Below are 12922 nucleotides of genomic sequence, written 5' to 3'. Positions count from 1 at the left end.
CGCAGGCACCGCAGGTACCGCAGGCACCACTGGCGTCCCAGGCGTCACCGAGAGCCGCACCACCCGCACCAATGGCACCACCGTCACCCGCACCTCCCCCCACCAGTGTTGTTGGAGGAACCGAATGGCTCGCAGAACTCTCGCCGCCGCGCTCGCCCTCGTGGCCGGCGCCGCGGCCGCGCTCGCGGCCCCCGCCGGGACCGCCCAGGCGGCGCCGCCCGGTGGCAAGGACGTCACCGCCGTACTGTTCGAGTGGCGCTTCGACTCCATAGCCACGGCGTGCACGGACACTCTCGGCCCGGCCGGCTACGGCTACGTACAGGTCTCGCCGCCCCAGGAGCACATCCAGGGCGGCCAGTGGTGGACCTCGTACCAGCCCGTCAGCTACCGGATCGCCGGGCGGCTCGGTGACCGCGCCGCCTTCTCGAACATGGTGAACACCTGTCACGCGGCGGGCGTCAAGGTCGTCGCCGACTCCGTCATCAACCACATGGCGGCCGGTGACGGCACCGGCACCGGCGGCTCCTCGTACACCAAGTACAACTACCCCGGCATCTACTCGGGCGCCGACCTGGACGACTGCCGGTCGCAGATCAGCAACTACGGTGACCGCGGCAACGTACAGAACTGCGAACTGGTCGGGCTCGCCGATCTGGACACCGGCGAGGAGTACGTACGCGGCCGGATCGCGGCGTATCTCAACGACCTGCTCTCGCTCGGCGTCGACGGCTTCCGGATCGACGCCGCCAAGCACATGCCGGCCGGTGACCTCGCCAACATCAAGAGCAGGCTGAGCAATCCGGGCGTCTACTGGAAGCAGGAGGTCATCCACGGCGCGGGCGAGGCCGTCTCGCCGAGCGAGTACCTCGGCAACGGCGACGTCCAGGAGTTCCGGTACGCCCGCGACCTGAAGCGGGTCTTCAACAACGAGAACCTCGCCTATCTGAAGAACTACGGCGAGGGCTGGGGCTATATGGAGTCCGGCAAGTCCGCCGTCTTCGTCGACAACCACGACACCGAGCGCGGCGGCGACACCCTCAGCTACAAGGACGGCGCGAACTACACACTCGCCAATGTCTTCATGCTGGCCTGGTCGTACGGCTCGCCCGATGTGCACTCCGGCTACGAGTGGAGCGACAAGGACGCCGGTCCGCCCAACGGCGGCACGGTCAACGCCTGCTACAGCAACGGCTGGAAGTGCCAGCACGCCTGGCGCGAGATCTCGTCGATGGTCGCCTTCCGCAACACCACGCGCGGCCAGGCCGTCACCAACTGGTGGGACAACGGCGGTGACCAGATCGCCTTCGGCCGGGGCTCGGCGGGCTATGTGGCCATCAACCACGAGGGCTCCTCGCTCACCCGTACCTTCCAGACGTCGCTGCCGGGCGGCACGTACTGCGATGTGCAGAACGGCAGGACGGTGACGGTGAACGGCTCTGGACAGTTCACCGCGACGCTCGGCTCGAACACCGCGGTCGCGCTGCACACCGGTGCCCGTAGCTGCTGACCGCTGACCGCTGACCGCCGGTCAGCGCTGAGCGGCTGACCCACCGGAAACGGCCGTCCGGCGACTGCCTCCCCCGTCGCCGGACGGTCCCTTTCCCGTACCCCAGTACCTCCGTACCCCCGTACCCCCCGATCCCTTGATCCCGCACATCCGAGGAGATCCCGCGTGAAACACCCGCCCCTGCGAAGATCGGCCACCGCCGTCCTCGCCGCCGCCCTGTGCGCGGCGCTGGTGCCCGCCCTGCCCGCCGCCGCGTCGGCGGCCGAGCGGCCCGCCGCGTCCGCGCCGCCCGCCCCGCCGTCGGACGCCCGGCTCGCCGCCGAGCCCGCGCGCCACGATCTGACCCGCGAGCAGTTCTACTTCGTCCTGCCCGACCGGTTCGCCAACGGCGACAGGACCAACGACCGCGGCGGGCTGATCGGTTCGCGGACGTCCACCGGATACGACCCCACCGACAAGGGCTTCTACCAGGGCGGCGACCTCAAGGGCCTAACCGACAGGCTCGACTACATCAAGGGGCTCGGCACCACCGCGATCTGGCTCGCGCCGATCTTCAGGAACAAGCCGGTGCAGGGGGAGGGGAAGGACGCCTCGGCCGGCTACCACGGCTACTGGATCACGGACTTCACGCAGGTCGACCCGCACTTCGGCAGCAACGCCGAGCTGACGAAGCTGATCGGCGCGGCCCATGACAAGGGCATGAAGGTCTTCTTCGACGTCATCACCAACCACACCGCCGACACCGTCGACTACGCGGAGAAGGAGTACGGCTACCGGCCCAGGGGCGCCTATCCGTATCTCGACAAGGACGGCCGCCCCTTCGACGACCGGGGGGCCGGCGCGGGGCAGGGCGCCGCGAAGGCCGACACGGACTCCTTCCCGTACACCCCTGTCGTGCGTACGGGCGAGAAGAAGGTCCCCGCCTGGCTCAACGACCCGATGATGTACCACAACCGCGGCGACTCGACCTTCGCGGGCGAGAGCGCCGAGTACGGCGACTTCTCCGGGCTGGACGATCTGTGGACCGAGCGTCCCGAGGTCGTCTCGGGGATGGAGAAGATCTACGAGAAGTGGGTCCGCGACTTCGACATCGACGGCTTCCGCGTCGACACCGTCAAACACGTCGACCTGGACTTCTGGACCCAGTGGGCCACGGCGCTCGACGCGTACGCGGCCGAGCGCGGCCGGGACGACTTCTTCATGTTCGGCGAGGTCTACTCGTCGGACACGGCGGTCACCTCGCCGTATGTGACCCGTGGGCGGCTGGACGCCACACTCGACTTCCCCTTCCAGGACGCGGCGCGCGCGTACGCCTCGCAGGGCGCGCCGGCCGAGCGGCTCGCGAAGGTCTTCGCCGACGACTACCGCTACACCACCGACAAGGCCAACGCCTATGAGCAGGTGACCTTCCTCGGCAACCACGACATGGGCAGGATCGGCACCTTCCTCGCCCAGGACAACCCGGGGGCCGGCGACGCGGAACTGGTCCGGCGCGCCCGGCTCGCCAATGAGCTGATGTTCCTGTCCCGGGGCAACCCGGTGATCTACTACGGCGACGAGCAGGGCTTCACGGGCGCCGGCGGCGACAAGGACGCCCGCCAGACGCTCTTCGCCTCGAAGACCGCCGACTATCTGGACGACGACCAGCTGGGCACCGACCGTACCCACGCCTCGGACGCCTACGACCCGGCGCACCCGCTGTACCGGTCGATCGCCGCGCTCTCGAAGCTCACCAAGGCCCACCCCGCGCTGCGGGACGGCGTCCAGACCGATCGGTACGCGAAGGACTCGGTCTACGCCTACTCCCGTACCGATGCCCGTGCGGACGCGAAGGCGCGCACCGAGTACGTCGTCGCCGTGAACAACGGCGCCGACGCCCAGACCGTCGAGATCCCGGTCGGCTCGGCCGCGGGCACCGACTTCCGTACGCTGTACGGCGGTTCGGGCACCACCGCCGGTACGGTACGCGCCGGAGGCGGTGGCACCGTGAAGGTGACCGTTCCCGCGCTCTCCTCGCTCGTGCTGAGGGCGGCGAAGCCGCTGCCCGCCCCCGACGCCAGGCCCGCGATCACCCTCAAGGCCCCGGCTCCCGGCGCCACCGGCACCGTCGAACTGGCCGCGGACGTCACCGGCGGACAGCTCAACCGGGTCGTCTTCGCCGCCCAGGCCGGCGGGGGCGCGTGGCGGACCCTCGGCACCGCGGACCACGCCCCGTACCGGGTCACCGACCACGTGGACACCGCAGCCGGAACGCCCCTGCGCTACAAGGCCGTTGTCGTCGACAGCGCGGGCCGTACCGCGAGCGCGACCGCCGTCTCGACGGCCGGGCAGACGCCCGCGCCGGAGAAGCCGGGCGCGGTCGAGCGGGACTACGCGGTCGTCCACTACCAGCGGCCCGACGGCGACTACGAGGGATGGCGGCTGACGGCCGGCCCCACGACCGCCGCGTTCACCGGCCGGGACGCCTACGGCGCCTTCGCCTGGATCAAGGTCCCCGAGGGCGCGTCGAGCCTCCCGTACACCGTGGAGAAGACAGGCGCCCCGGACGACGGCCCCCGGCACACCGTCGAGCTCGCACGCACCGGCGAGGTATGGATCACCCAGGGCGGGGACGGCCAGTCCGAGCGGGCTCCCGACGGCGCCTACCCGCCGCAGGACACCACGAAGGCGATCGTCCACTACCGGCGCGCGGACGGCGACTACGACGGCTGGGGGCTGCACACCTGGACGGGCGCGGCCTCGCCCACCGACTGGCCGAAGCCGCTCCAGCCGGTGCGGGAGGACGCGTACGGCGTGACCTTCGAGGTCCCGCTCGCCGCCGGAGCCACCTCGCTCAGCTACATCCTCCACAAGGGCGACGAGAAGGACCTCCCCACCGACCAGTCCCTGGACCTCGCGACCTACGGCAACGAGGTGTGGCTGCTCGCCGGGCAGCCGAAGTACCTGCTGCCGCAGTTCGGTTCGGGCCCGAACCTCGACCTCACGAAGGCCGAGGCCCAGTGGATCGACACCGACACCGTCGTCTGGAAGGTGAAGCCGACCGCCGCGACCAGCCGGCAGCTGGTGTACGCCCACGACGGTGGCATCACCGTCGAGGACGGCGCGCTGTCCGACGAGGGGCAGTGGCTGCGGCTCTCGCCCGCCGCCCTCACCGACGCGCAGAAGGCCGCGTACCCGCACCTCAAGGATTACCCGGCCTTCACCGTGGACGTACGCGACCGGGACAGAATCCGCGAGTCGCTCTCCGGACAGCTGATCGCCACCCAGCGGGCCGCCAACGGCGCGCTGCTCGCCGCCACCGGCGTACAGACGCAGGGCGTCCTCGACGACCTCTACAGCGACCGGGCGGTCGAGGCGTCGCTCGGCCCGGTCTTCACCGGCGGGCGTCCCGTCCTCTCCCTCTGGGCACCGACCGCGCGGCGCGTCGCCCTCGAACTCGACGGCCGCACGGTCCCGATGAGGCGCGACGCGGCCTCCGGCGTCTGGTCCGTGAAGGGCGAGCGGAGCTGGGCGGGCAGACCGTACCGGTACGCCGTGACGGTCTGGGCGCCGAGTGTCCAGAAGGTCGTCACCAACAAGGTGACCGATCCCTACTCGACCGCGCTCACCACGGACTCGGCCCGTAGCCTCGTGGTGGATCTGGCCGATCCGAAGCTGGCGCCCCAGGGCTGGTCCACGCTCAAGAAGCCCGCGGCCGTCCCGCTGCGCGACGCGCAGATCCAGGAGCTGCACATCCGCGACTTCTCGGTCGCGGACGGCACCTCGGACCACCCGGGCGGATATCTGGCCTTCACGGACCGCGGCTCCGACGGGATGAAGCGGCTGGCGCGGCTGGCGGATTCCGGCACGTCGTACGTCCATCTCCTGCCGGCCTTCGACATCGGCACCATCCCGGAGCGCGCGTCCGAACAGGCCACGCCCGGCTGCGACCTGAAGGTGTACGCCCCCGACTCGGCCGAACAGCAGGCGTGCGTGGCGCGGACCGCCGCGAAGGACGCCTACAACTGGGGCTACGACCCGCTGCACTACACCGTGCCGGAGGGCTCGTACGCCTCGGACCCGGAGGGGACCCGTCGTACGGTCGAGTTCCGGCGGATGGTGCAGTCGCTGAACGGCACCGGGCTGCGCACGGTCATGGACGTCGTCTACAACCACACCGTCGCGAGCGGCCAGGCCGACAAGTCCGTCCTCGACAAGATCGTGCCCGGCTACTACCAGCGGCTGCTGGCGGACGGCTCGGTCGCCACCTCCACCTGCTGCGCCAACACGGCGCCCGAGAACGCCATGATGGGCAAGCTCGTCGTGGACTCGGTCGTCACCTGGGCCCGGGAGTACAAGGTCGACGGCTTCCGCTTCGATCTGATGGGCCACCACCCGAAGGCCAATATCCTCGCCGTGCGGAAGGCGCTGGATGGGCTGACCGTGGCGAAGGACGGTGTCGACGGCAAGAAGATCATCCTCTACGGCGAGGGGTGGAACTTCGGCGAGATCGCCGACGACGTCCGCTTTGTCCAGGCCACCCAGAAGAACATGGCCGGGACCGGAATCGCGACCTTCTCCGACCGGGCCCGTGACGCGGTGCGCGGCGGCGGCCCCTTCGACGAGGACCCGGGCGTGCAGGGCTTCGCCTCCGGTCTCTACACCGACCCCAACTCCTCGTCCGCCAACGGCACTCCCGCCGAGCAGAAGGCGCGGCTGCTGCACTACCAGGACCTGATCAAGGTGGGGCTGACCGGGGGCCTCGCCGACTACACGTTCACCGACACCTCGGGCCGTACGGTCCGCGGCTCCGAGGTCGACTACAACGGCGCGCCGGCCGGCTACGCGGCCGTCCCCGGCGACGCGCTGGCCTACGCGGACGCCCACGACAACGAATCCCTCTACGACACCCTCGCCTTCAAGCTGCCGCCGTCGGTGCCGGCCGCCGACCGGGCGAGGGCCCAGGTCCTCGCGATGGCGACCGCCACACTCTCCCAGGGCCCGGCCCTCTCCCAGGCGGGCACGGACCTGCTGCGCTCCAAGTCCCTGGACCGCAATTCGTACGACAGCGGGGACTGGTTCAACGCGATCCACTGGGACTGCCGCGATGGCAACGGCTTCGGCCGGGGGCTGCCGCCCGCCGCCGACAACGAGGACAAGTGGTCCTACGCCAAGCCCTTGTTGACGGCTCCGGCGCTCACGCCCGGTTGCGCCGAGATCAACGGCGCCTCGGCCGCGTACCAGGATCTGCTGCGGATCCGCGCCACGGAACCTGCCTTCAGCCTCGCCTCCACGGACGCGGTCCGGTCCGCGCTGACCTTCCCGCTGTCCGGGCCCGACGAGACGCCGGGGGTCATCACCATGCGGCTCGGTGATCTGGTCGTGGTCTTCAACGCGACCCCGACGGCGCGGGAGCAGCGGCTGACGGAGCTCGCGGGGCGGCCGTACGCGCTGCACCGGATCCAGGCCGGGGGAGCGGACCGCACGGTCAAGGAGTCCCGTTACGAGCGGAGTTCGGGGACGTTCACCGTGCCCGCGCGAACGGTGGCGGTCTTCGCGGCGCGGGGGGTGTGAGCGACGCCTCCTCTCGGTCGTTCGCGACCGTTTCCCACCACGGGTGTCAGAGATGGTGCCCCACTGGTCCAGCCTGTCCCCGTGGTGGGGGCACATTCCCGAAGAGACGACCAGCTTCGTCGGGCGCAGGACCGAACCGGTCCGGCCGGCGGGCGCGATGTTGCCCGGACGGCGGTGTGAACCCGGCCGTACGGGCAACCCGGTAGGTATGACGTCCACCGACGCGCATCAGGAGAAGCCCCGGAGCCGTACGCGGCTGTCCCGGTGGGGCAGGCTGCCGCTCGCACTCGTCGTCGTGGCCGCGCTGCTCTTCGCGGGCAGCCGGCTCGATCTGCTGCCTGGATCCGGTGATCTCTTCGGCGAGGAGACCAACGACCGTACGGGACCGACCCTGCTCGAATCCATCCAGGACCTGGACCGGTACGAGGCGGCCTCCGGCAACTTCCAGGTCGTCGTCGACCTGGAGAAGGACGCCAAGTACCTGCCGGACGCGATCCGCGGCACCCGCACCCTCTATGTGGGCGCGGGCACCGTCTCCTCCTACGTCGACTTCAGCGGCCTCGGCGAGCAGAACGTCCAGGTCGACGAGGAGCGCACGGCAGCTACGATCCGGCTGCCGCACGCGCGGCTCGGCAAACCCGCCCTTGACCCGGAGCGTTCGTACGCCGTGTCCAAGGAACGGGGGCTGCTCGACCGGCTCGGGGACCTCTTCTCCGACAACCCGGCCGACGAGCACGCCGTGAACAAGCTCGCCGCCCGCCATATCGGGGACGCGGCCAAGGACAGCGAACTCACCGCGCGCGCCGAGAAGAACACCACCGGCATGCTTCAGGGGCTGCTGCGTTCCCTCGGCTTCACCGAGGTGAAGGTGGAATTCCGTTGACCCGGCGGACAGTGCGCCATCGCGTCGGGCACCCGGTCAGTGTCCGGGCTCTCAACTGCCCAAGGTGCGGAACGCCGAGTCGAGGTCGTTGAGCGACCAACCGCCGCCACCGGGACGGCAGTTCAACGCGGTGTTGGCCGTGTTGGACGCGTTGGTGCCGGTGTTGAAGTTGACGTTCGGGGTGTTCGGCAGGACACCCATGTAGTACATTCCGGCCGAAGTCCACACACACTGGTGCAGGTTGAGATGGCGGTTGCCGGTCAGGTCGAACGACTTGACCGCGGAGTTGGCCGGCAGAAGTCTCCAACCACCGCCGCCAGGGCGGCAGTTCAGCTTGGTGTCGGCGGTGTTGGAGACGTTGGTGCCGGTGTTGAAGTTGACGTTCGGGGTGTTCGGCAGCAGGGCTGTGTAGTGCTGCCCGGCCGAGAAGTACACGCACTGGTGCAGGTTCAGATACCGGCCGCCGGTGAGGTCGAAGGCCTTCACCGCCGAGTTGGCGGGCGCCGGCTTCCAGCCCCCGCTCCCCGGGCCGCAGGAGAGCGCCGTGTCCGGCGTGTTGGCGGCCTTCGTGCCCGTGTTGAAGGCGGTGTTCGCCGTGTTCGGCAGCACGTTCGTGTAGTGCCCGCCGCTGCCGACATAGACGCACTGGTGCAGGTTCAGATAGCGCTCGGCGATCGGTGGCCCCGGCGGCCCCGCCACCGCGGTGCCTCCCAGGGTCAGGCCGATGGCCCCCGCGACTGCTGCCGCGACAACGGAAAAACCGCGCATGGCACGTTCTCCTTCCGAACCGACACCGCCCATCCAGGGCATGTACGCACCAAGCTAATGGCGCGAGGTCCGGAGGAGACGGGGACCGCCCGACGGTCCCTCGTTCGGCTGAATTGATCGGATGCCAGTGCGACGAAGGCGGTCACACCTGAGCCCGCTGCGCGGGCAGACCCGTACCCAGCATGGTGAGCCGGCCGAGCAGATCGCCGAACGCGCCGTCGGCCGGCTCGTCGGCGACGAGCCCCAGCAGGATCGTCGCCATCTCCTCGTCGTACGCGGCGCTCACGGCGGCCAGCGCGGCGAAGTCGTGCACCAGCTGCAACTCCAGCTCACGGCGCGGGACGCGCCGCCCGTCCAGCCAGACCAGCGCCGTCGTCTCGGCCAGCGACACCCAGGACCGTACGACCAGCTCCAGCCGCGCGGGCGGATCCCCGACCCCGAGATGGGCCAGGATCTGTTCGTACGCGGCCTGCCGCACCTCGTCGATCACCGCGTTGGCCGTCGAGGAACCCACCGCGGGGCCGCCGCGCATCAGGGCGAAGAAACCGGCGCCGTGCTCGTCGACGAAGTCGAAGAAGCGCCCCATGACCCGGAGCAGCCGCGCCCCGAGAGGCCCTTCGCGCGGCTCCAGGAACCGGGTCGCCAGATCGTCGGCGGCGCGGCGCACGGCGGCCTCGTACAGGCTCTGCTTGCCGGGGAAGTAGTGGTAGACGAGCGGACGGGAGATACCGGCGGCGGCGGCGATCTCGTCGATCGAGACATCCTCGGGAGAGCGGCGGCTGAACAGCTCCAGCGCCACGCCGATCAGCTGCTGCTTCCGCTCTTCGACGCCCATCCTGCGGCGCACCCCGGTCGTCATACGAACAGCCTAACGGGCGGCTCACGGCCGATGTCCGTTACGCTCCGGACCATGAGCGCATCTGACCAGGACGAGGCCATGGACACGCCGGTACCGGAGCCCTATGACGGTGGCCTGACGCCCCGTCAGGCGCGCGCGGTACGGATCGCGTTGGCGTCGGTGCTGCTGGTCGGTCTCGCCGTGCTGCTCGCGGTGCGGCTCGCGGAACGGACCTCGGTCCTGGTGGTCGGGGTGTACGGGCTCGCGATGATCCTGTGCGGTGTGGTGATCGAACTGAGCCGCCACGGCCGTACGCGACTGGGCACATGGCTGCTGGGCGTGGGTCTGGTGGCGGCGCTGGGAGCGGACTGGCTGCTGCTGCCCTGAGTGTGGCGGCGGCGGGTGCCGGTGCCACGGGTCCGCGTCCGGGCGGCCGTCAGCGCAGCGCGTCCACCCGCGTCCCGTCCGGAGCCCTGCCGTACAGCTCGGCCCGCGCGCCCTCTTCCGCCCGTACCGCCAGCAGGTTCCCGGACGCGCCGGCCCGTACGCCGCCCGACACCTCGATCGAACCCAACCGCCCGCTCCCGGCGGCCAGTACGTACCACTTCCCGCCCCTCGACTTCCACAGCACGCCCGCCAGTACCTGTGACTCCCGTACCCCGCAGGCCGGTGAGTCCTCCGCGCGCGCCGCGACGGCCCCGGGCACCGCGTTCTCCGACGGCGCCTGGAACTGCGCGAGCACCCGGCTCCCCGGGCCACGCCAGGTCTCCGCGCGGGTGCAGAGCCAGGTCGCGGTGCCGTTGGACTCCGGCAGGGGCTGGCGCGCGTACGGCCAGGAGTTCACGGACCGTACGCCGTGGGAGCGCATCGCGGGCAGCAGACAGGCGGTCCTGGCCCAGGCGGCGCGGTCGGCCGGGGCCGACACGTCGCCGGGGGCCGACGGCGTCCCCGAGGTCAGCCGGGCGGGTGTCAGTTCGCCGAGGTCGGTGAGCAGCCGGTCCGTGGCGCCCGCGTCGGTGGCGCCCGTGTCCGTGGCGCCCGCGTCCGCGGCCCCGTCGCCGCCGGGGCCCGCGCCGCCGGGGCCCGCGCTTCCGTCGCGTACGGAGAGCGTGTCCCAGGAGCGGCAGTCGCGGGCCATCGCCGGGCTCGCCAGCGGATCGGTCACCCCGTCGGCGTCGCGCCGCAGGGGCCGCGCGGGCCCCGCCGGGTCGAGCAGATCGCGGACCGACGTACCCCGCACCCAGGGCGCGGTCAGATAGCGCACATCGCCGTCCGAGCGGCCCACGACCAGCGCCCCCGCCGCGGCGGCGTCCGCGCTGTCGACCCGCGCGAAGTCGAGGGCGGCCACCGCCTCGCCGCCGGCCGCGGGCTCCGCGTACCGCACGACCCGCAGGCCGTCGTGGAAGAGCACCACCCGCGCCGCGTCGACCTTCCCCGCGTACAGCAGATGCGGCGACCCCATCGGCGGGCCCGACGGAGTGGCGGGCGTCGCCGAGATCTGTACGGACGCGCCGGGCGCGGCCCAGGCCCTCAGCGCCCGGCCCAGCAGCGCGCGGTCCTGGGCCAGCGGCCCGCGCGCGGGCCAGACGGAGAAGTCCGTACGGTCGGAGGTCTGCCACGCGGCGGGCGCGATCCGCCGCACCCTGGCAGGGTCGAGGGCAGAGGCGACCGCGGTGTTGTGGCCGTACGGGTAATCGGCGTCGTGGTCCTGGCCCCAGCCGCCGCCCGGCAGGCCGAGGAGCGTCCCGCAGACCAACAGGGCCGCGGCGGCGGCGAGCGCGGCCCCGCCGTACTGGCGGCGGCGCATCAGATCGGTGGGCCTTGCCTGGAGCGAGCACGGATCGAACTCGGGTGAACGCAACAGCTCGACGGGGTCCGCCGTACCGATCCGCTGCTCGGCGGCGTCCGCCGCCTCGGAGAGCGCGGTCTCCGTGTCCGCTGCCCCGGCCGCGTGAAGCAGCCGGCGTACCTCCTCGTCGGTCAGCAGCTCCAGACCGCGCAGCACGAAGGCCGCGCGAGCCGGTCCCGACAGGCCGGAGAGCCGCTGGTCCAGGGCGAGCTCATCGGCGCCGCCCGAGCGCGGGAACAGCCGCAGCCCCCATACGTGCGGCAGCAGCGGAGGCAGTTGGGCGCGCCGGGGCCGGGCGAGCCGGCGCAACGGCCGCCCGGCGTCGAGCGCTTGGCGCAGCACGCGCCCGCGTACGTACGCGTACCCCGGGTTCCGCCCCGCCCCGGTCGGGGTCCGGCCTTCGGCCCCTTCGGCCTCTTCGGTGCGGCTCTGCGCCGGGATCGCGGACCGGTCGGCAGGCGTCGCCGCCGTACGCCCGCGCGGCAGCGAGCGCTGCACGAGCGCGTGGGCGCTCAGCACGCGCCGGTTGCGGCCGAGCGACGGCGGCAGCACGAGATACGCGAGACGTACGAGACGGGTGTAGTGCTCGACGAGAGCCGCCTCGGCCCGCTCGACACCGGGCATGGCGAGGGGAGCCGTTTCGGATACGGACGTCTCCGCGGGAACGGCTGTGGGGGTGGCGGGCGAGGCGGTGTCGGCGCTGGATGGGGGCACGTTGAGCAGAACGAGCGATTGGTCCGATGGTCACCCCGGAATCCGGCCGTTCCGCCGCGCGGCGACCGGCTGCCGGGGGACGATGGCCGTATGCGTACAGGACGATCTCCAGGGCGTGTTTCAGAAGTAGCGTCGTCCGCCCGCAGGGCGGGCACCGCGGCGGCCGGTGCGTGCGATCGCAAGGCGGAGGATCGCCCGTGTACTGGACGTACTCGGGCGACTCCGACAACGCGGCGAGTGTGCGTGCCGGCCGCCGCGGTGCAGACGGGACTTCGGAAACACGCCCTAGTGGTGCTCGCGGCCCTGGCCCTGGCGCTGACAGCGGGCTGCGGCGGCAACGGCGGCAACGACGGCAAGGCTCCCACGACACCGGAGACGGAGACGGCGACGGCGACGGGGAGCCTCGAACAGATCGCCTCGAAGGCGGAGTGCGAGCCGAACATCCAGACCGACGCCGACGAGTTGCGGCAGGGCAACTGCGCGACGGACGACGGGAAGTACGTGCTGGTCACCTTCGCCACTGACCGGGGTCTGCGGGAGTGGATCAACGAGGCCAAGGACTACGGCGGTTCGTATCTCGTCGGCAGGAAGTGGGTCGCGGTCGGCGACGAAACGGTGGTGACGGCGCTGCGCGGCCGGCTCGGCGGGACCGTGGAGGCCGGCTCGTCGCACCACTCGGGGGGAAGTGGTGGCGGTGGGGGAGACGAGGGGCACTCCGGTCACCACACGGGCTGACCGCGCAGCGCGGATGTGGGGGACGGGACGGGACGGGCACGGGACGTGAGGGCTGGGTCAGCGGGCGGCGGGCCG

7 protein-coding genes and 1 pseudogene are annotated in these 12922 nt (G+C 71.5%); 5 read left to right on the top strand and 3 right to left on the bottom strand.

Annotated elements, in window-relative coordinates; translation table 11 throughout:
* Positions 1 to 124: 124 nt before the first annotated feature.
* The 3 genes and pseudogenes from ACIRQP_RS02240 to ACIRQP_RS02230 all read left to right on the top strand — a co-directional run.
* A pseudogene (locus ACIRQP_RS02240) lies at positions 125 to 1504 on the top strand (alpha-amylase family protein); the annotation flags it as partial.
* A 168-nt stretch (positions 1505 to 1672) separates the two neighbouring features.
* Positions 1673 to 7060: a pullulanase-type alpha-1,6-glucosidase gene (pulA, locus tag ACIRQP_RS02235; protein WP_403881989.1), complete on the top strand. Its 5388-nt coding sequence runs from the start codon at positions 1673 to 1675 to the stop codon at positions 7058 to 7060.
* Between the two features lie 208 nt (positions 7061 to 7268).
* The gene (locus ACIRQP_RS02230) at positions 7269 to 7943 is read left to right on the top strand and encodes a DUF4230 domain-containing protein (protein WP_403881986.1); all 675 of its coding nucleotides are present in this window, start codon (positions 7269 to 7271) and stop codon (positions 7941 to 7943) included.
* A gap of 51 nt (positions 7944 to 7994) precedes the next feature.
* On the opposite strand, the gene ACIRQP_RS02225 is transcribed toward ACIRQP_RS02230, so the two are convergent.
* Entirely contained in the window at positions 7995 to 8711 is a 717-nt protein-coding gene (locus ACIRQP_RS02225; protein WP_403881983.1) for a hypothetical protein, read from the bottom strand.
* A 142-nt stretch (positions 8712 to 8853) separates the two neighbouring features.
* Positions 8854 to 9570, bottom strand: a complete 717-nt coding sequence (locus tag ACIRQP_RS02220; protein ID WP_403881980.1) for a TetR/AcrR family transcriptional regulator — start codon at positions 9568 to 9570, stop codon at positions 8854 to 8856.
* A gap of 51 nt (positions 9571 to 9621) precedes the next feature.
* Between ACIRQP_RS02220 and ACIRQP_RS02215 the strand changes: the two genes are divergently transcribed.
* The gene (locus ACIRQP_RS02215; RefSeq protein ID WP_403881977.1) at positions 9622 to 9936 is read left to right on the top strand and encodes a hypothetical protein; all 315 of its coding nucleotides are present in this window, start codon (positions 9622 to 9624) and stop codon (positions 9934 to 9936) included.
* A gap of 49 nt (positions 9937 to 9985) precedes the next feature.
* On the opposite strand, the gene ACIRQP_RS02210 is transcribed toward ACIRQP_RS02215, so the two are convergent.
* Positions 9986 to 12022, bottom strand: a complete 2037-nt coding sequence (locus ACIRQP_RS02210) for a hypothetical protein (protein WP_403882147.1) — start codon at positions 12020 to 12022, stop codon at positions 9986 to 9988.
* Positions 12023 to 12403: 381 nt separating this feature from the next.
* Between ACIRQP_RS02210 and ACIRQP_RS02205 the strand changes: the two genes are divergently transcribed.
* Positions 12404 to 12847, top strand: a complete 444-nt coding sequence (locus ACIRQP_RS02205; protein WP_403881974.1) for a hypothetical protein — start codon at positions 12404 to 12406, stop codon at positions 12845 to 12847.
* Positions 12848 to 12922: the final 75 nt, after the last annotated feature.

Origin of the sequence: Streptomyces sp. NPDC102274 (genome assembly GCF_044766385.1) — a bacterium.
In the GTDB taxonomy this organism is placed as follows: domain Bacteria; phylum Actinomycetota; class Actinomycetes; order Streptomycetales; family Streptomycetaceae; genus Streptomyces.
The sequence above is the reverse complement of the archived record's forward strand: the minus strand, read 5'-3'. Positions and strand labels throughout refer to the sequence as shown.

Coding starts and splice junctions, on each gene's coding strand:
- ACIRQP_RS02230 (WP_403881986.1), top strand. CDS start 7,269: ATGACGTCCACCGACGCGCATCAGGAGAAGCCCCGGAGCCGTACGCGG.
- ACIRQP_RS02225 (WP_403881983.1), bottom strand. CDS start 8,711: ATGCGCGGTTTTTCCGTTGTCGCGGCAGCAGTCGCGGGGGCCATCGGC.
- ACIRQP_RS02220 (WP_403881980.1), bottom strand. CDS start 9,570: ATGACGACCGGGGTGCGCCGCAGGATGGGCGTCGAAGAGCGGAAGCAG.
- ACIRQP_RS02215 (WP_403881977.1), top strand. CDS start 9,622: ATGAGCGCATCTGACCAGGACGAGGCCATGGACACGCCGGTACCGGAG.
- ACIRQP_RS02210 (WP_403882147.1), bottom strand. CDS start 12,022: ATGCCCGGTGTCGAGCGGGCCGAGGCGGCTCTCGTCGAGCACTACACC.